We start from the raw sequence: 17540 nt of genomic DNA, 5'->3' as shown, positions 1-17540 counted from the left end.
GCGGGGCTTCGTGTTTTTCCGGGTCGCATCGCGCAGGCCCACCGCCAACCCATCGACGGAGAACGGCCGTGTTGCAATTCGAGAACGTGCACTGGAACCAGCTGCTGGTGCTGTGGGGACCGACGCTGCTGAAAGCGGCCGCCGTGATGCTGATCGGCATGTGGCTCGCGCGGCGGCTCACCGGCATGGTGCCGGCCGCCCTTACCCGCTTCGGCTTCGATCCGATGCTGGGCAACTTCCTGCGCAACATCGCCTACATCGCCGCAGTGGTGATCGTGGTCGTGGTCGCACTCGGCACGCTCGGCGTGCAGACCGCGCCGCTGCTCGCGGTCATCGGCACCGCCGGCCTTGCGATCGGCCTGGCCCTCAAGGATTCGCTGTCGAACATCGCCTCGGGCGTGATGCTGGTGACCCTGCGTCCGTTCCACGTCGGTGATGTGGTCACGGCCGCCGGCCAGACCGGCACCGTGCGTGAAGTGCGCATCTTCCAGAGCGTGATCGAAGGCCCGGACAAGCAGCTGCACACCATCCCCAACAACCTGATCACCTCGGCGGTGATCACCAACCTGACGACCCAGGGCATCCGCCGCGTCGAGCTGGTGATCGGCATCGGCTACGGCGACGACATCGACAAGGCGCGCAGCGTCGCCCTGGAACAGGTACGCGCCGATCCGCGCGTGCTCGACGAGCCCGGCGCCGATGCGGTGGTCTACGAGCTCGGCGACAACGCGGTGAATCTCGGCATCCGCTGTTTCGTCAAGGCCTCGGACTGGTTCGGCACCAAGACCACGCTGCTCGAACGCATCAAGGTCGCCTACGACGCGGCGGGCATCAACATCCCGTATCCGCAGCGCGACACGCACCTGTATCTCTACGATCGCGACGGCGAGCGGGCGTCACTGCCGGCCCCGCGCGCAGACGTCCCGGCGTCCAACGACGCGGCAGCCTGAGCCGCCGCCGCACGCTGGCGGGGCGATATCAAAGCCCCGACAGCGGCCCCATCGCGCGCCGGTAATGGCGCAGCTCGTCGATCGAATCGCGCACGTCGCTGAGCGCGGTGTGTGCGGAGTGCTTGGTGAAGCCGCCGATCACCTGCGGTGCCCAGCGCCGCGCCAGCTCCTTGATCGTCGACACGTCCACGTTGCGGTAGTGGAAGAACTTCTCCAGCGCCGGCATCTGCCGGTGCAGGAACCGGCGGTCTTGGCAGATCGAGTTGCCGCACATCGGCGAGCGCCGCGGAGAGACCCACTGGGCCAGGAAGTCCAGCGTCCGCGCCTCGGCTTCGGCCAGACCCACGCCCTCTTCGAGCGAGCGGCGCCACAGGCCCGAGCGGCTGTGCTGGCTGCGGTTCCAGTCGTCCATCGCCTCCAGCGTGTCGAGCGACTGGGCGATCGCGAGCTCCGGCCCTTCGGCGAGCACGTTCAATTGCGCATCGGTGACGATGGTCGCGATCTCGAGAATCCTGTCGTGATCGGTGTCGAGTCCGGTCATCTCCAGATCGATCCAGATCAGCCTGCCGTCGCCGAGTGTCTCCGTCATGGTCGTTCGCGTTCGTGGTCGTGACGGCGCATGATATCCCAGTCGATTCCGTTGCCTGGCCCTGCAGTGTTCCCAGCCCAGATGCTGTCCAGTCCCGAGATGAACCACTACGCGATCCTGACGGCGATGCTCGCGCCGGCGTTCTTCCTCACCGCCACCGCGTCGCTGCTCGCATCGGCCAACGCACGGCTGGCGCGCGTGATCGACCGCACGCGTTCACTGCTGCGCGACCTCGCCGATGACGACGGTAGCGACCCCGACGACCGCACGATTCTCGAAGCGCGCATCGCGCTGCAGCGTCGACGCAGCCGCATCATCCTGCGCGGCAGCCAGTTGCTCTACGTGGCGATCACCTGTTTCGTCGGCACCAGCCTCAGCGTCGCCGGCGATTCGTTTCTCGACCACCGCTTCGTCGTCGCCCCGACCATCCTCGCCGCGCTGGGCGTGCTGGCGATGTTCGCCGCCAGCCTGCTGCTGGCCCGCGAGGCCTCGATGGCGGTGCATGCGGTCAACGAGGAAATGGACGACGCGCACCGCAAGGCCAACCGGCGCAGCCCGCTGATCTGAGCGCGCCGTCAGCGCGGCGGCAGACCGCGCTTGCGCCGGAAGTAATTGGTCAACATCGGGCCCGCCACGTCGGCGAGCACGCCGCCGCTGACCTCGACCCGATGGTTGTGCCGCGGATCGCCGAGCACGTCGAACACGCTGCCGGCCGCGCCGGTCTTCGGGTCATGCGCGCCGAACACCACACGCGCGATCCGCGCGTGCACCATCGCCATCGCGCACATCGCGCAGGGCTCCAGCGTCACCACCAGCGTGCAGCCGACCAGCCGGTGGTTGCCGAGCGCGCGCCCCGCATGACGCATCGCCACGATCTCGGCGTGCGCACTCGGATCATGCTCGGCGATGTTGCGGTTCCAGCCCTCGCCGATCACCGCCCCGTCGGCATCGATCACCAGCGCGCCAACCGGAATCTCGTCGTCTTCGCGCATCGCACGCTCGGCCAGCGCGAGTGCACGCTGCATCCAGGCGCGTTCGAGGTCGGGGGACGGAGGCGCGATCGGCAACGACGACATGACGGCTCAGCGCGAAGCCTGGATGTCCGCGGCATACGCCGCGACGAACGCCGCCAACTGCCCGCGCACCTTCTCGTCCTGCAGCGTGCCGTCGGGATCGAAGGCCTGGCCGGCGCGTGAAACCAGCAGGCGACCGCCGGCCCAGTGCCGGCAGCCGAGCGTGCGCAGCACCGGCAGCCAGGCGTTCTGCGCGAGGATCGTGCCGAAGCCGCCCGGTGATGCACCGATGACCGCGACGGGCCGGTCGCCGAACAGCGCGGGAATGCCGCTGCCGGGACGCGACAGCCAGTCGATCGCGTTCTTGAACACGCCGGGGATGCCGTTGTTGTACTCGGGCGTGACCAGCAGCAGGCCATCGCTGCCGAGTACCCGCGCCTTCAGCGCCTCGACCGCCTCGGGAATGCCGTCGCGGGCTTCCACATCGCCGTCGTACAGCGGGATGCCGTGCAGCGTGGCCACGTCGATCGTCACGCCCTCGCCCGCCGCGTCCCGGGCAGCGCGCAGCAGGCCGGTGTTGTACGACGCAGCGCGCAGGCTGCCGGAAATACCGAGAATCCGGGGCATCGAGGAGGTCCGCAGGCCGTGGCGCGCGACACCACGCCGCCGCTCGCGGCGACTTTACCGCACACGCCCGATCTCAGTCCGCCGTCGCGGGCATCACGTCTCCGCGCTGCGACGGGTCCGCACGCCACTGGTCGGATTCCCGACGGATCGTCGCGCGCTCGTGCGCATCCAGACGCTCGAGCGCGCGCACCTGCAGCCGCGTGCGCGGATTCGCCGCCAGCAGCGCTTCGTGGCGCAGCATGAAATCCCAGTACAGACGCGTGTACGGACAGGCCTGCGGCCCGGTGCGTTGGCCGGGGTCGAACGGACACCGCCGGCAGTAGCTGCCCGCGCTCATGCGCTCGATGTAGCGCCCGCTGGCGATGTAGGGCTTGCTGCTCATCAGCCCGCCATCGGCGAACTGGCTCATGCCGAGCACGTTCGGCATTTCCACCCACTCCACCGCATCCACGTACACGGCGAGAAACCAGCGATGCACCTGCGCCGGCGCCACCCCCAGCAGCTGCGCGTACAGGCCGATGACCATCAGCCGCTGGATGTGGTGGGCGTAGCCGAGGTCGAGCGTCTGGCGCAGGGCGTCGGCCAGGCACGGCATCGGCGCATCGCCGGTCCAGTAGAAGCCGGGCAGATCGCCGGTGGCCTGCAGCGCATTGGCCTGCGCGTAGCGCGGCATCTGCGTCCAGTACACCCCACGCACGTACTCGCGCCAGCCGAGGATCTGGCGGATGTAGCCCTCGGCCGCCGCCAGCGGGACGCGGCCCGCGCGCCACGCGGCTTCCACCGCGTCGACCACCTCGCGCGGAGCCAGCAACTTGAGGTTCAACGCCGACGCGAGCTGCGAATGCCACAGCCAGGGCGCCTCGGGCCACAGCGCATCCTGCCAGTGGCCGAAGGCCGGCAGGCGCTCGTCGACGAACCGTGCCAGCGCGTGCAACGCCTGCGCGCGGGTGACCGGCCATGCGAAGTGGTCCAGCCCGCCGGGATGATCGGCGAAGCGCGTGCGCACCAGATCGAGCACCTCGCGGGTGATCGCATCGGGCTCCACCTGCGGCGGCGGCGGAATCGCGCCCGGCCCCTGCGCATCGAACGGCGCGCGGTTTTCGGTATCGAAGTTCCAGCGGCCGCCGGCCGGCGCATCGCCGTCCATCAGCACATGATGCCGGCGGCGCAGATGGCGATAGAACGACTCCAGCCGCAGTTCCGGCTGATCGCGCGCCCACGCCGCGAACGCGCGGACGTCGCAGTAGAAGTGCCGGTCCGGCTCGATGACCAGCGGCACGTCGGCGGCCGTCGCGGTATCCCGCAGCATCTGCAGCACGCGCCAGTCGCCAGGCGCGGTCATCCGGACGGTCTGCGGGCGCAGCCGGGTGATCGCCGCAGCCAGTTCGGCGCCCAGGGCGCCGCGATTCTCCGCCTCGTCCAAGGCCCGGTAATGCACCCTCCAGCCCACGGCGCGCGCGTCCTGCGCGAAGTGGCGCATCGCGCTCAGGAACAGCGCGGTGCGTGTCTTCGTCGACCAGACGTGGGTGGACTCGTCGTCGACTTCGGCCATCCAGATCGCATCGTGCGCGGGATCGCAGCCGTCGAATGCGGCCGCCGACGGGTCGAGCTGGTCGCCCAATACGACGACCAGATGGCGGACCGCAGGCTCAGCCATCGCGTGCGGGATCGGCCGCCCCCGCCGCGGCCTTGTTGCGCCGGCAGCGCTCGGAGCAGTAGCGCACCTCGTCCCAGGTCTTCGCCCAGGCGCGGCGCCAGGTCATCGTGCGGCCGCAGACCGCGCAGGGCTTGCTGGGCAGATAGGACTTGTTGCCTGCGAAATCGCGATTGCGGGTAGGCGCCATGGGCGGATCCGGAGCCCCCGGCCGGGGGAGCGCCGCCATGATGCACAGCGTGGCCGTGCGCGCACAGTGGATGGCCACGCTGTGCTGCCGCCCTGCCCTCGCGTGCCCGCGTGGACGACCGCCGGCATCCGCCCGTACGCGGACACGCGTCGCCCGCCACGCCGCCAATGCATGCCCGGCAATGGCGCTGAACGCGACGCTGGGCGGCATCGCCGGTACCATCCACGTCCACCCGACGCTGGGCGACGCCGTGCAGGACGCCGGTGGCGCCGCAGCCGTCCACGCCCTCCATATCCGAGCCGCGCCGCATGACCACCGAGCCGATCCACACCTTCCGCATCGTCCCTTCGCAGCAGGCGCGCCAGCAGGCCGACCGCGAGAAGATCCTCGCCGATCCCGGCTTCGGCACGCACTTCACCGACCACATGGTCGCCATCGACTGGACCGTCGAGGCCGGCTGGCACGATGCCCACGTGCGGCCCTACGGCCCGTTGACGTTCTCGCCGGCTGCCGCGGTGCTGCATTACGGCCAGGAGATCTTCGAAGGCATGAAGGCCTTCCGCCATGCCGACGGCTCCATCTGGACCTTTCGTCCCGACGCCAACGGCCGCCGCCTGCAGCATTCCGCCCGCCGCATGGCGCTGCCGGAACTGCCGGTGGACCTGTTCGTCGAATCGATCCGCCAGCTGGTGCACACCGACCAGAACTGGGTGCCGGGCGGCGGCGAGTCCAGCCTGTACATCCGGCCCTTCATGATCGCGAACGAGGATTTCCTCGGCGTGCGCCCGGCCCGCCGCGTCGCCTACTACGTGATCGCCAGCCCTGCCGGCGTCTACTTCAAGGGCGGCATCAAGCCGGTCTCGATCTGGCTGTCGCGCGACTACGCCCGCGCCGGCCGCGGGGGCACCGGCTCGGCCAAGTGCGGCGGCAACTACGCCGCGTCCCTGCTGCCGCAGCGCGAGGCCGTCGCCAACGAGTGCGCGCAGGTGCTGTTCCTCGATGCGGAAACCGGCACGTACGTCGAGGAACTCGGCGGCATGAACGTGTTCCTGGTGCAGAAGGACGGCAGCGTGGTCACGCCGGCGCTCACCGGCAGCATCCTCGAAGGCATCACCCGCGACAGCGTGATCCAGCTGCTGCGCGACCGCGGCCACACCGTGACCGAGCGCCGCGTCGAGATCAGCGAATGGATCGAAGGCGTGCGCTCGGGCGAGATCGCCGAGGTCTTCGCCTGCGGCACCGCGGCCAGCATCTCGCCGATCGGCGTGCTCAAGGGTCACGATTTCAGCGTGGGCGATGCGGAGGCGCAACCGGGCGAAGTGACCATGGCGATCCGCAAGGACCTGCTCGACATCCAGTACGGCCGCGTGCCGGACCGCCACGGCTGGCTGACGCGCCTGGTGTGAGCCACGGTCTCCAGCCGACACCGGAACGGCCCGCAGTGCGGGCCGTTTTTGATGGAGTCGGTGGTCGGGCGCTGTCGCACGAAGGCATCACGCCGACCGCCCGCAACGCTCAGGGCCCGCCGGCGTCGTCCTCCCGGCGCTGGGCGTCCCGCGCCTCCTGCTCCTGTTTCTCGCGCGCGTCTTTCTTCGCCTGATCGTGATGCCACTTGATGGCGTAGAACATGCCCGTGCCCAGCACGACGACCTTGAACACGATGAAGACGATGGGGAACCAGTCGTACATGGGAGATTTCCGGGCCAGGGATTGGCCCCGCCTGAGATGGGGCTGCGCGGCGGCGACCGCCATGCGGCAGAGTGTCGCACTGCCGGCCTTTGCCTCGCTTGGCGGGCCATCGCGGTGGCCCATGGGACCAAGTGCGTGTCGACCGCCATGCTCGCACCGACCTGCGACGCGATGCGCCCCCGGCGAGGCCTACCGAAGCATCAGCGCCCGCTACGACGCACCGGCTCGATCGACACGCCTGCATCGGCTGATCCCGAGCCCCATCTCATCGCGATGCGACCGGCTGGCAGTGCGGCACGACGATCGCCCGAGTGGCCTCCCCGCGCCTCACTCCCCTCGCCGCTCGCGGCGCGCGATCAGCCGGGCGCTTTCGGATTCCGAACGATCGACTTCAGCGCCGCCTTCGCCTTGGCGTGGAAGGTCAGCCCGGCTGCAACCGGCGAGGCCTTCCAGGCCTCGTAGGCCTCGTCCATCTCGGCCAGCTCCTCGGCGGTGAACAGCTGACGCGCGGCCTTGAACATTTCCTTCTCTTCTTCATCCGCGTGGTGGGTGATGAATTCCGCCAGCACCTTCACCGAGCCTGCGAACTGGCGCGACGTCTTGTCGGAGGCGTGCAGATCCGGCAACACCGTCAGCTCGACGGCCCGATGCTCCTGGATGGCTTCGGCATGCTGCAGCAGTTGCTCGTGCGAGGCGCGCTCGGCGAACGCCGGGTAGAACACCAGCTCCTCCCACTTCGCATGCGGAATCAGGTTCGCTTCGATCTTCTCCAGCAGTTCCGTCCGCTTCTTCTCGGCCCGGTCCGTCGTGGCATTGATCTGCTCGAACAGCGTTTTGAGCTGCTTGTGCTCATTGGCAAGGGTCTTGAGGATGTCGCGCATGGGGCTGGCTCCTGGCTGGCGGGAGGCCGAGCAAAGCGCGGACAAGACGCGGACGTCGTGAAGGCCGCCCGTCGCCTCCGCGGCGCCTGTGCGAAAGATGCAGGGCAAAGCATCAAACGCCCGCCACGCTTCGTAGAACCGGCCGCGCGTGATCGCGTTCGGCCGCTGCCGTGGCCGAGACAGGCGGTCGGCATCTTCCGACGACGCACGAGAGATCTGCGCCCGCGAGGAAAGCCCCTGCCGTCCAGATCGCGCGCAACGCGTGCCAGTGAACGCTGCGGGTGGGCCTCAGCCGCGCAGCTTCAACACCGGCTGCTCGTCCAGGGTGCCGTCATCACGGATCACGACGTGGCGCGTGCCTTCCCGGTCGAACAGCACCGGAATCGGTGTCTGGAACAGGGGCCGGCGAACGAATGCCAGCCGCCAGCCGAAGATCTCCAGCGCGTCCATCGTGACGAGCTGCGGCGGCGTCAGGCCTTCGCGCAGTTGGACGACGTCCGCTGGCTGCGCGGCTCCGCGACGCTCGGGCGTCCGGCGGGCCGGCACATGGGGCTGGACCGTCCAGGGGCCGGCGATGACGGTGGATTGCGCGGGGTGCGGCATCTGGATGCTCAAAAACAGATCACCGGGCTTCCATGCAAACCCCGTGCCGGACGGCACAGGCGACCCGCCCCGCCCCGCTTGTCACTCGGTCCAACGACAGAAAGTGAACCTGGAACGGTTATCCCTACTGGGACGTCGTTCCTCAGAGGCCCGCAGCGTCACATGGACGGGTGAACAGACCGCCGGAGCGGTGTGGGCCGTCATCGGCCGACGAGGCCCAGCCGTAGGCTGCGCTGGATCGCCGCCGCCATGCGCTCGTCGACCCCTGCCTGCTCGGCGAACCGCAGCCACTGGCCGACCTGCGCATGGACCTCGTCGATCACCGCCCGCGCCCGCGGGGGCTTGAAGCCGCAGAACACGCCGAACCGCACCAGATCATCGAGCTCGAAATGATCGCGCTTGCCGTTGAGGCTCATCTGGTGCTGGTGGGTCCAGCTGCCGTCCGGGTTGTAGGCGTAGCTCACGTCGAAGGCCGGCGACAGCCGCCACTCGCCCGCACGGTTCATCAGGAAGGCGATGTTCTTGACGTGGTCGTCCTGATTGCGGATCAACACGTTCAACACCGCACGGCGGAACTGCTGTTCGACATCGAGCGCCGGCAGCCCCAGCCTGCGAATGGTCTCCACGGCCTGCTCGTACGAGTAGGCGCCGGCCGCATTGAAATCGAAATGCCGCATCGCCGCCAGCGACTGCATGTGCAACTTGCGGCCGCTGGCACTGCGGTCGAAGCGACGGGTCATGAAGTGCGCCCGCCCGCCCTCGCGGTGGATGCGGCATTCGCTCATGTCGATCCCGGCGGCCACGGCCAGCAGGTGGAAGCCGTACTCCACCAAGCCGAAGCCCTGGGGATCGGCCAGTTCCTTGTCGCGATTGCCGGAAATGCCGTCGAACTTCAGCAGCCAGTACGAGAACCCCTCCCCCGCCTTGACCTGCCCGGAGCGGAACTCCCCGCTCTGCGGGTTCCAGGCCAGGATCGCCTTGGCGCGCGCACCGCCGGCCGAGGTCCCCACGCGCAGGATGTCCTCCAGCGCTTCCTGGTCGTCCTCGCCGCCCAGCACGCCGGCCAGTTGCCCGCGGTGATTGAGTACGTCATTCGCCAGCCGCGTGAGCGCATCGATGTCGACCGGGCGCGATCGCCCCGCCACGCCGGCCAGCATCGGATGGAACTCGAGCGCGCCCATGCCGCGGGTGCCGATGTAGCACAGCCGCTCGACCGGATTGAAACGGCCGGCCGCCCGGCCCTGCGCCACCAGCCAGGCATCGATCAGCGCATTGCCGAACTTGTCCGGCAATGCGTCGGCCAGCATCCCGGGCAGCCCCTTGAAGGCCTCCCGGGGCAGGCCCGGAAACTCGTAGGGTTCTTCACGCAGCGGCATCTCCACCGGCGCCAGCTGGATGCCGCTGTCGATGAATTCCGGCATGTACTGGAACGCCGCGACCCCGCGATCGGCGAGCCAGCTCACCGCGCCGATATCGCGCCCCCAGAGCCGTACGGTCGCATCGGTCACGCGCCCGTCTCCTCGGCGTCGCCATCGCCGTCGTCACCCCAGGCCCAGTCCGTCGCCTTGGGCGTCGCCTGCGTGTCGCGCGCACGGCGACGCTCGCGGCCTCCGTGCCGGACCCGCTCGACCGGCCGCACGGCGGGATCCGGCAGGCTGTCCAGCAAGCGCCCGTCCAGGCCGAGCACCGCGAGCACCCGCAACAACGTATTCACCGAGGTGTTCTCACCCGCCTCGAGGCGCTTGATGCTGCTGACCGACGCCCCGGCCTCCCGGGCCAGATGCGCCTGGGTCAGGTTGCGGCCCAGCCGCAGACCGGCCAGCCGCGCGCCGAGCGCGCGCTGGACGGCCTCGGGTGATGCCGTCGCGTTTTCTAGATAACGGCTCATATCAGAACCCTTGAGCGCGAAATCGCGTCTTTGAGATCATATAAGATCTTTTAGTTAATTATGTCAAGAGATCATTTATGACCCCTTATAGGATTTTTATTTGTCAAGAGCTCAGATAAGAGCCCTAAATATTTCTGGGACCAAGGCCGCGCAACGATCCGCTGACGCCACCATGTCCAGACCCACCGCGGACGCGTCGAGCGCGCCAAGAGCGTCCTGCCGTCGACATGCGGCATCTATCTCAGCCGGCATCGCATCCAACGTGACCACTTCACGCAGCGGATCGTCACGATGCCTTTCGGATCGGTTCGCATCCGTTAGACCCGCCAATGCCGCTCGAAGGCGCCCGAGCGCACATCGCTGCGCTGGCCGTGCGAAGACGTACAACTCACCTCGATGGTCGACGGCGCGCACCGACTGGTCCTGACCGCGCCGAATCGTTTTGCACAGCCGGCGTCGGCATTCGTGTCTTCCGTGGCGGTGCCCGAAACGTGCGTGTTGCACGAGACACACGATGGCTTGTGATCCGGCCATTCGTTGAGAACGTTCACTTCCGGCCAGAAACGGCCATCGACTGGCAAGTTGACACCTGAAGAGCCGCGCCGCAAAGCGGCGTCGGCTTGGACGAATCGTCAGATCTCTTAGACGTACGCGGTTCTTGCAGCCGTTCGCTTCCCAATCATCCTGATGCCATCTGTTCTTCGATGTAGCCCTTTCGAAGCTTCTCCGACACCAGTTTCTCCATCTCGCGCTCGGCGCGGTCTACCGTCTCGAACGCCTTAAGGTTCGATTGGCCGGCGCTGCCGATCCGGCCAAACGTGACCGTCAGTTCGGATCCCGCCAAGGCGATCCTCCAGAACTTGCTGGACGTCCCCTGCTCGAATCGGAACTGCCGGGCCTTGGCTTCAGCCGACACTGCCACGCCCTGCTCGACGCCCCGGGCCGCGCCCGCAGACGCCTGCCTGTCCGGCTCGTGATCGAACCTGCCGGGTGGGCTGTCGAGCTCTATGGGTTCATCCGCGTACTCGTCAGCACCCGATAGCGCGGTTTCGATGCGGCTGAGCACCCCCTCCGGGTCGCGGAGCCAGTCCTTGCCCGGCACGTCGATCACGTTCCAGCCGAAATTGCGCAGGATGCCGGGCCGGAACACGTATCGCTCCACGGTGTCCTGCGCCGGCGCGTCACACGCGTCCAGCAGGATCGCCAGCGCATACCCATCGCCGCCGGCACCGGCCACCGCGAGATCGCACCGGAACTGCGATCGGCCGACGTGCTCGTGCACCACGTGCCCCCGCTCGCGCAGCGCCGCGGCAAGCGCCTCGCGGATCCGATCAGTGCCCGCGCTGCGCGTAAACACGTCCCGCGCACCCGGATTGAGCGCGCCCAACACCGCCTGCGCGCGTTCGAATTCGCCCCGTGCGCTGGCCTGCGCGAACTGCAGGAACGCCCGCAGCGCCGCGGCACCATCGTTGTGCACGTTGGTGATTGCCTCCGCTTGAATCGTCGAGACGACCGCCATTCGATGACGCGCGCGGCTGAAAATCACGTTGAGGCGCTTCTCGCCGCCGCGCTGGTTTATGGGGCCGAAGTTCATCAGCATCTTGCCGTCGGGCCCTGGCGCATAGCAGATGCTCAGGATGATCACGTCGCGTTCGTCGCCCTGAACATTCTCAAGGTTCTTCACGAACAAGCCGTTGAACTGGTCCTCGTCCTCGCGCACGTACTCGCGCTCCAAGCGTGCAGCGAAATCCGCGTCCTTTAAGCCGAGCGCCTCGAGCGCGGTTTCGATCTCGGCCTGTTGCGCCTCCGAAAACGCGACGATGCCGATGCTCAAACCGGTCTCGCGCGCGAGCAACTCACGCACCATCTGCGCGATGTAGCGAGCCTCCGGCGCATTGCGGCGACCTACGTAAACACCGTCCGAGATGGCGTGGAGACTCACGGGACGCCGCATCAGTGCATCGGCGCCAGCCGCGCCGGCGTCGTCCTGGTCCGACCGCAGCGGCCGGATTTCATCGTCGCCGCGCTCGAACGTGCGGTCGGGAATCGTCACCAAACGACCGTCGTAGAACGCGGCGTTGGAGAAGCTGATCAGCGACTCGTGCCGGCTTCGGTAATGCCAGGCCAACAAGGTGGCCGGCAGGTTCCGCGCCGCTTGGTTCAACAAACTGTCGGAATCGAGGTTGATCGCAATGCGCTCGCCCTCTTCCTCCACCACGATTTCGTCCTCCTCTTCCCCGCCTGCGGAGAAGAAGCTCGTCGGCGGCAACTGCATCTCGTCACCCACCACCACGACCTGACGCGCGCGGCTCAGCGCTGGCACCGCTTCCTCCGTAGGGATCTGGCTCGCCTCGTCGAAGATCGCCACGTCAAACAGGTCCGCCGACAGCGGGAGGGTGTCCGAGACGGACAGTGGGCTCATCAGCCAGATCGGCTTGAGGTCATTGAGCACCACGCCTGTTTCGTCAGCGGCCAAGTCGCGGATGGAGCGGTAACGCATGGTCTTGCCGAATTCATGCTCGAGCTCGCGTCGGCCTGCGGCGTAGACCTTTTTGAAATCCTTGCCGGCTGCATCGAGCTGCGAGGCCGAGAGCGACGACTGGCGCACGTGATCGGCGAACTGGCGATGCAGCGTCGCGCCCACGACTTGCGCGTTGAGTGCCAGAAGGCGCTGCTGCCCCTGATGGAGGGCACGCGCCGTGCGCGCGAGCGCCGCCCCATCGAAGCGCGCCAGCTCCGGCGCCTCGCGCTCAAAGCGCTTGAGCGCCTCCTCGGCAACGAGGGCATCCAGCTCGCCCGGGGCATGGGGCAGTTCCAGGATGGCGGCCGCATACGCCGTGTCCGCCCCATGCACGGCCCGCAACAACGGCAGCAGGTCCGGCAGGTCGTCCAGGTTCTCGCGCAGGTCACGCATGAGCTCGCCCAGTTCCCCCAGCCGCGCGTGCGGACCCAGTCGCAGCCCCTGCCCCGCCTGCTCGGCCAGCGCTTCGAGGGCATCGAGCGTGGCCGCCTCCGCGCGTGCGGACACAATCGGATCGCCCTCCTGCCTCAGATGATCGACCAGGCGGCGGGACGCTTCGCTGGTCAGCAGCCGTTGCTGCAACTCTTCGAGCGCGGCAAGAAAGCCCGCTATGTCGGTAACGCCAAACCGCGTGCGGCTGCTGGCGTCCATCTCCTCTACAGCCGCCGTTGCGGCGTGCTCGACGGCCAGCGTGCGCAGCACCGTCGTGTAGCCGGGCCGGACTGCGTGGCGACTGAAGTCATAGCGCCGGTTGATCTCGCCGCGCAGCCGCCACCATGACGGCTGCAGCCAGCGAAGCACCGAGTCTTCCAGCCGAGTGGCCAGGTCGAGTGCGGCCTGCGTATCGGCTGGGCCGAGCTTCTCTCGCCAGTTTCCTGTCGTGGCGGCAACCTGTTGAAGCGCCGCAACTCGCTGTTCACGCTCTTCCCGAACGCGTTGCAGTTCGCCTGCAGGGGCCGACGCACTGTCGAGCAGTTCCAGATGGGCGGCCAGCTGACAATCGCTCAGCCACTTCGCTTGTCGCGCGATCTCGACGGCTGTTTCCAGCGCCATTTCGCTGTCGAGCAAACGCCCGCTGTCTTCGATACTCGCATCCAGCAGCGCGAGCAATTGCTCGCACCGCTCGACCAGCTGCTCGGTCTGGCCAAACGCATGTTCATCGGTGACCAGCACCGCAGACAGGCGGGCGAACGGATGGTGGGCGAGCCCCTGCAGTCCGTAACGCTCGCGCATGCTGCGGTGGAGCCGTTGCGTGAGTTCGCGATTGCGGTCCCACATGGCGAGCGACGGCAGCCGCTCACGTGCGGCCGGGGAGATCATGGGTGCCGCGGGCATGGCGGCAAGGCGCCGGACCAACTGACGCAGACTGGTTCCAAGTCCCTCGCTCACCTCGGCCATCGACCGCTCGAAGCGATCGATTTGCTGCTGGTATTGCTCCAGCCCTGCCAAGACCTGCTCGCGCTGAGCGGCGAGCTCGTCTCTGCCATGCGGCCGAGTGATCCACCGCTCGTAGCCGGATCGCAGGTCGGCAATGAAGGCCTTCTTGTCCGCCTGCGAGTCGTGGATCAGGCAACACAGCTCATCGAGACCGCTTTGCTTGAGCCGGTGGAACACCACATCGAGCGCTGCGCGTTTCTCGCACACGAACAGCACACGCTTCCCGCGGCCTGCATAGTCGGCAATGAGGTTCGTGATCGTCTGCGATTTACCCGTGCCGGGCGGACCTTGGACGATGAAGCTGCGCTGCGTGCGCGCGAGTGCAACGGCAGCGTTCTGCGTGGCATCGGAAGCGATTACGTTCCAGCGCTCGGGCAGCGCCACAGGCGGCGGCGGTGCCGCATCGACGTCGCGTGGCTCGATCGAGAACACGCGGTCGAAGCCGGGATTCGGGGCGGGCTCTTCGATCAGCTGCGTGTAGTCGCGTACCAGCGACATCTTCTTGTAGTTGAAGTTGGCCAGCGTGACCTGCGTGAGATCGAGATCCCACTCGTACTGGTGGCCTTCCGATTCCTGCAACGCGAAACCCAGCTTCTCCACGTCCTCGGTGGACGCCGCCATCCGCGCATGACGTGGGCCGGCGACCGGCGAAGCACCGGCCTCGAAGCGCTGCGGCAAGAGGCTCGGGCGCACCCACCGCTCAAACAGTGCCTGGCCAAGCGGGCGGTAATCACTGCGGTCATAGCTGTAATCGGGCAGTGCCGCGGAACGCTCGCGCGCCACGCGCGTCGTCATGCGCCGGCGCTGGAACTGCTGCAGGCGCTGCAGCGCTTTCTGTCGCACCAGCTTGACCTGAGCCTTGTCGACCAGGCGCAGCTCGACGGCCGGCTCGGTGCGCCGGATTTGGGCGAGCAGGTCGGCGTGGATCTCGGCGATCGACGTCTTCTGCAGGTCGACCGTCTCGGGCAGGCGGATGTCGTACAGCTGGCGCAGCTGGTGGCGCAGGACGGGATTGAACTCGGCCTCGCCGTCCTCGCACTGGATCAGGTACTGGTCGCGGACGCCTTTGCGGCGGGTGAGTTCTACCGGGATCCACAGCAACGGCGTGGTGATGCGCTCTTGCGGCGTTTCCTTCAGGTTATGCCAGCGCAGGAATGCGGCCACCAGGCGCAGATGACTGAAGCCGTATTCCGCCCGGTCACGGCGGGTTTCCTGAATCAGCCGATCCAATGCGACCGGCAGGTAGGGCTGGTCGTCGAAACGCAGCCAGCGGTGTAGGTCCACCGCGCGGCCGGCGACGACTTCCGCCGCGAACGGTCCACCCCAGGTGCAGATGTGCTCGGGCCGGATGCTCTCGAGCTGCAGCATCAGCGGCACGCTCGATACGGTCAGGTTGACGCTGCTTGCACTCGGTCGGAAATACAGCAGGCGGTTGCGGCGCGAGAGGTCGAACAGGCGGTCGCGCAGGTGCGACAGCACTGCCGTGCGCCGCGGTGCCAAGCCGGTCGCGCCGGCCAGCGCACGCTCCACATCCAGCGCCTGCGGCTGCTCGCGCCATGTGCGAAGTCGCGTGGCCATGCTGGCCAGATCGGTCGCGCGCTCATGCCGGTTGATCGCGGTCATCTCGGCAATGACCGAAGCGACGATGGGATTCAACCGTGGGGCGATCTGGAACAGGTTGCGGCGATGCGCGGCAAACGACTCGATGTCCTCGGGATCGTCGAAGTCCAGACCGCAGGCGAGCGCCGCCAGCACCTGCCCAAGCCGGAAGATGTCGGTGATCTCGTCGTGGTGGCCCAGCTGGATTTCCCAGCTGCGAAACCCGGGCAGATACACCGGGCGCTCGATTGGCGCTGCGGGCTCGGTCTGGACTTGCCGATCTTCGAAGCGTTCAACGCCGTCGGTGTCGTGCGTCCGGCGCAGTTCGCCCACGATGTTGAGCGCGGATGCTGGAAGCGGCTGCACCCGGTGCACCGCATCGATGTCCATCGCGGGCGGCCGGCCATCAGCCTGGCGCAGTCGCAGCGCGCCCGACGCGCTCAACAGGATCTGCCCGGGATCAAGAACGGCGACACGCCCGTGGGCGTGCAAGGACGCGACTTCCTCGAACAGCGGCAACACCAGCACGAGGACGTCGTCGGTGGACAGGGCGCCGCCGTCCTGTGCGTCGATCAGTGCTGTCAGCGTGCCGGGCTGTTCCAAACCTGCCTCGGGCGAGCTCATGCGTCCACCTGCATCATGCCCAACTTTTTCTTGAGCCTGTCGAGTTCGCGCTTGCCAAAGCGCGCGTCACGTTTAAGGTTCGCCTGGAGCGCGTCCAGGCTGCCCATCTCGTGGGCGATCGTGGCGGCACGCAGCAGCGCTGCGTCCTGCACGTCCGCATCCACCAGCGCCAGATCCAGCATCAGCGCGTTGAGGTAGCCGCGCACGCTGTCATCCATGAGTTCGGCGCGAAGATCAGCGAGCACGGAGGCCGGCTCGTCCGGCGACCACTCGGAAAACAGTTCACGCACCTGGCTCACCACCAGGTCGCTACGCAGCGACGTATCAGCCAAAAAGTGGGTCATAAAGCCGCGCGTGATCGCCTGCAGGCGCACCTGCCCCGCCAGGTCGAGCGCCTCGAGTGATAGCGGCCCATGCAGCTTGGCCTCGATCCACTCCTCGAGCCGATCCGCATTTTGCCACCACAGCTCGAGCGCGCGGGCGCGCACGAACGTCTCCGGGTGTGTCGTCGCATTGCGGGGCTCGTTTGCCTGCGTATCGATCTCAGCCGCCTGCCGCAGGTAGGCAGCAGCGTCGGGACTGGCAACGCCCGTCTGCACCTTTACCAACGTAGAGACCGTCGGGGCGAGGGCGTCCGCGGCGATCGCGCCGCCGCGATCGGCGAACAGCTCCGTGTGCAGCGAATACCGTCGCAAAGTTTCGCGGTGGCTTGGGCTCGCCTGCGGGGAGGCCAGTGCGTCATTGAGGATGCGGTCGGCCACATGGAAATCGCCGCCGTCGCGCGACCACAACAGGTAATGAGCGAGTTCGTGGCCAAACAGGGCCAGGCGCTCATCGGGCGACAGCCGCTCGAGCATCTGACCCATCATCACCACGTGGATTTCGCCCGGTACGAACACCAGCGAGGCATTCATTTCATGACCGCCGGCTTGATACAGGGTGGCCGGCGCATCGATACCCAAGCGCTGCATCGCCTGCAGCATCGTCGCATGCACCTCCGGATGGGCATTCGGCTCTACCCGGTAGGTGTTGCGCAGCAGGCTCGCCCGGACCGCCTCGACATGCTCGGCGCGCGCCTTCTGGGAACTCGCCCAGGCCCAGACCTCGGGCTCGTGGCTTTTAAGGTATTGCACTGTCTGCAGGTGATAAGGAAGCGGCTGCAGCCCACGGCCTCCGGAATGAATCGAGTCCACGCAATGCCCCTGATGAGTCTGCATGGAGTTTACGGGAGCCCGCTGGCGCCCAACACGTATTTAGACAAGCACATTCGGTAGC

15 protein-coding genes are annotated in these 17540 nt (G+C 67.5%); 3 read left to right on the top strand and 12 right to left on the bottom strand.

What is annotated here, in order from left to right:
* Window positions 1-68 precede the first annotated feature (68 nt).
* A complete protein-coding gene (locus tag ACF3M1_RS08180; RefSeq protein WP_394005074.1) occupies window positions 69-950 on the top strand; it encodes a mechanosensitive ion channel family protein in 882 nt (293 codons plus the stop codon).
* Window positions 951-978: 28 nt separating this feature from the next.
* Here ACF3M1_RS08180 and orn read toward each other — a convergent pair whose 3' ends face one another.
* A complete protein-coding gene (orn, locus tag ACF3M1_RS08175) occupies window positions 979-1539 on the bottom strand; it encodes an oligoribonuclease (protein WP_394005073.1) in 561 nt (186 codons plus the stop codon).
* A gap of 81 nt (window positions 1540-1620) precedes the next feature.
* Between orn and ACF3M1_RS08170 the strand changes: the two genes are divergently transcribed.
* Window positions 1621-2106, top strand: a complete 486-nt coding sequence (locus ACF3M1_RS08170) for a DUF2721 domain-containing protein (RefSeq protein WP_394005072.1) — start codon at window positions 1621-1623, stop codon at window positions 2104-2106.
* 8 nt (window positions 2107-2114) lie between these two features.
* On the opposite strand, the gene tadA is transcribed toward ACF3M1_RS08170, so the two are convergent.
* The 4 genes from tadA to ACF3M1_RS08150 all read right to left on the bottom strand — a co-directional run bounded on the left by tadA (window position 2115) and on the right by ACF3M1_RS08150 (window position 5023).
* Entirely contained in the window at window positions 2115-2615 is a 501-nt protein-coding gene (gene tadA, locus ACF3M1_RS08165; protein WP_394005071.1) for a tRNA adenosine(34) deaminase TadA, read from the bottom strand.
* A 6-nt stretch (window positions 2616-2621) separates the two neighbouring features.
* Window positions 2622-3179 (bottom strand): NADPH-dependent FMN reductase, encoded by a 558-nt coding sequence (locus ACF3M1_RS08160; protein ID WP_394005070.1) that lies wholly within the window; start codon window positions 3177-3179, stop codon window positions 2622-2624.
* A gap of 73 nt (window positions 3180-3252) precedes the next feature.
* Window positions 3253-4836, bottom strand: coding sequence for a cryptochrome/photolyase family protein (locus ACF3M1_RS08155; RefSeq protein ID WP_394005069.1), 1584 nt, complete (start codon window positions 4834-4836; stop codon window positions 3253-3255).
* Window positions 4829-5023: a DUF2256 domain-containing protein gene (locus ACF3M1_RS08150; RefSeq protein WP_394005068.1), complete on the bottom strand. Its 195-nt coding sequence runs from the start codon at window positions 5021-5023 to the stop codon at window positions 4829-4831. The genes ACF3M1_RS08155 and ACF3M1_RS08150 overlap by 8 nt, the downstream gene beginning before the upstream one ends.
* A 308-nt stretch (window positions 5024-5331) precedes the next feature.
* On the opposite strand from ACF3M1_RS08150, the gene ACF3M1_RS08145 reads away from it, so the two are divergent.
* Window positions 5332-6429, top strand: a complete 1098-nt coding sequence (locus ACF3M1_RS08145) for a branched-chain amino acid aminotransferase (protein ID WP_394005067.1) — start codon at window positions 5332-5334, stop codon at window positions 6427-6429.
* A gap of 109 nt (window positions 6430-6538) precedes the next feature.
* On the opposite strand, the gene ACF3M1_RS08140 is transcribed toward ACF3M1_RS08145, so the two are convergent.
* The 7 genes from ACF3M1_RS08140 to ACF3M1_RS08110 form a co-directional block, all read right to left on the bottom strand.
* The gene (locus tag ACF3M1_RS08140; RefSeq protein ID WP_394005066.1) at window positions 6539-6712 is read right to left on the bottom strand and encodes a hypothetical protein; all 174 of its coding nucleotides are present in this window, start codon (window positions 6710-6712) and stop codon (window positions 6539-6541) included.
* A 356-nt stretch (window positions 6713-7068) separates the two neighbouring features.
* Window positions 7069-7593 carry a hemerythrin domain-containing protein gene (locus ACF3M1_RS08135; RefSeq protein WP_394005065.1) on the bottom strand — a complete coding sequence of 175 codons (525 nt, stop codon included), beginning with the start codon at window positions 7591-7593 and terminating at the stop codon, window positions 7069-7071.
* A gap of 288 nt (window positions 7594-7881) precedes the next feature.
* The gene (locus ACF3M1_RS08130; protein WP_394005064.1) at window positions 7882-8208 is read right to left on the bottom strand and encodes a hypothetical protein; all 327 of its coding nucleotides are present in this window, start codon (window positions 8206-8208) and stop codon (window positions 7882-7884) included.
* Window positions 8209-8396: 188 nt separating this feature from the next.
* Window positions 8397-9704, bottom strand: a complete 1308-nt coding sequence (locus ACF3M1_RS08125; protein ID WP_394005063.1) for a type II toxin-antitoxin system HipA family toxin — start codon at window positions 9702-9704, stop codon at window positions 8397-8399.
* Window positions 9701-10084: a helix-turn-helix domain-containing protein gene (locus tag ACF3M1_RS08120; protein WP_394005062.1), complete on the bottom strand. Its 384-nt coding sequence runs from the start codon at window positions 10082-10084 to the stop codon at window positions 9701-9703. Before ACF3M1_RS08120 ends, ACF3M1_RS08125 begins: the two co-directional genes overlap by 4 nt.
* Before the next feature lie 679 nt (window positions 10085-10763).
* The gene (locus ACF3M1_RS08115) at window positions 10764-16265 is read right to left on the bottom strand and encodes an AAA domain-containing protein (RefSeq protein WP_394005061.1); all 5502 of its coding nucleotides are present in this window, start codon (window positions 16263-16265) and stop codon (window positions 10764-10766) included.
* Entirely contained in the window at window positions 16262-17458 is a 1197-nt protein-coding gene (locus ACF3M1_RS08110) for a M48 family metalloprotease (RefSeq protein ID WP_394005060.1), read from the bottom strand. Before ACF3M1_RS08110 ends, ACF3M1_RS08115 begins: the two co-directional genes overlap by 4 nt.
* Between the last annotated feature and the right edge of the window lie 82 nt (window positions 17459-17540).

Source organism: Luteimonas sp. WGS1318 (genome assembly GCF_043187535.1).
GTDB lineage: Bacteria > Pseudomonadota > Gammaproteobacteria > Xanthomonadales > Xanthomonadaceae > Luteimonas.
Note: the sequence above shows the minus strand (reverse complement) of the source record. Positions and strands in the feature narration are given on the sequence as shown.

Excerpts from the sequence above, each read along its gene's own strand:
- ACF3M1_RS08160 (WP_394005070.1), bottom strand. The coding sequence starts at position 3,179 with ATGCCCCGGATTCTCGGTATTTCCGGCAGCCTGCGCGCTGCGTCGTAC.
- ACF3M1_RS08135 (WP_394005065.1), bottom strand. The coding sequence starts at position 7,593 with ATGCGCGACATCCTCAAGACCCTTGCCAATGAGCACAAGCAGCTCAAA.
- ACF3M1_RS08155 (WP_394005069.1), bottom strand. The coding sequence starts at position 4,836 with ATGGCTGAGCCTGCGGTCCGCCATCTGGTCGTCGTATTGGGCGACCAG.
- orn (WP_394005073.1), bottom strand. The coding sequence starts at position 1,539 with ATGACGGAGACACTCGGCGACGGCAGGCTGATCTGGATCGATCTGGAG.
- ACF3M1_RS08170 (WP_394005072.1), top strand. The coding sequence starts at position 1,621 with ATGCTGTCCAGTCCCGAGATGAACCACTACGCGATCCTGACGGCGATG.
- ACF3M1_RS08115 (WP_394005061.1), bottom strand. The coding sequence starts at position 16,265 with ATGAGCTCGCCCGAGGCAGGTTTGGAACAGCCCGGCACGCTGACAGCA.
- ACF3M1_RS08140 (WP_394005066.1), bottom strand. The coding sequence starts at position 6,712 with ATGTACGACTGGTTCCCCATCGTCTTCATCGTGTTCAAGGTCGTCGTG.
- ACF3M1_RS08120 (WP_394005062.1), bottom strand. The coding sequence starts at position 10,084 with ATGAGCCGTTATCTAGAAAACGCGACGGCATCACCCGAGGCCGTCCAG.
- ACF3M1_RS08150 (WP_394005068.1), bottom strand. The coding sequence starts at position 5,023 with ATGGCGCCTACCCGCAATCGCGATTTCGCAGGCAACAAGTCCTATCTG.
- ACF3M1_RS08145 (WP_394005067.1), top strand. The coding sequence starts at position 5,332 with ATGACCACCGAGCCGATCCACACCTTCCGCATCGTCCCTTCGCAGCAG.
- tadA (WP_394005071.1), bottom strand. The coding sequence starts at position 2,615 with ATGTCGTCGTTGCCGATCGCGCCTCCGTCCCCCGACCTCGAACGCGCC.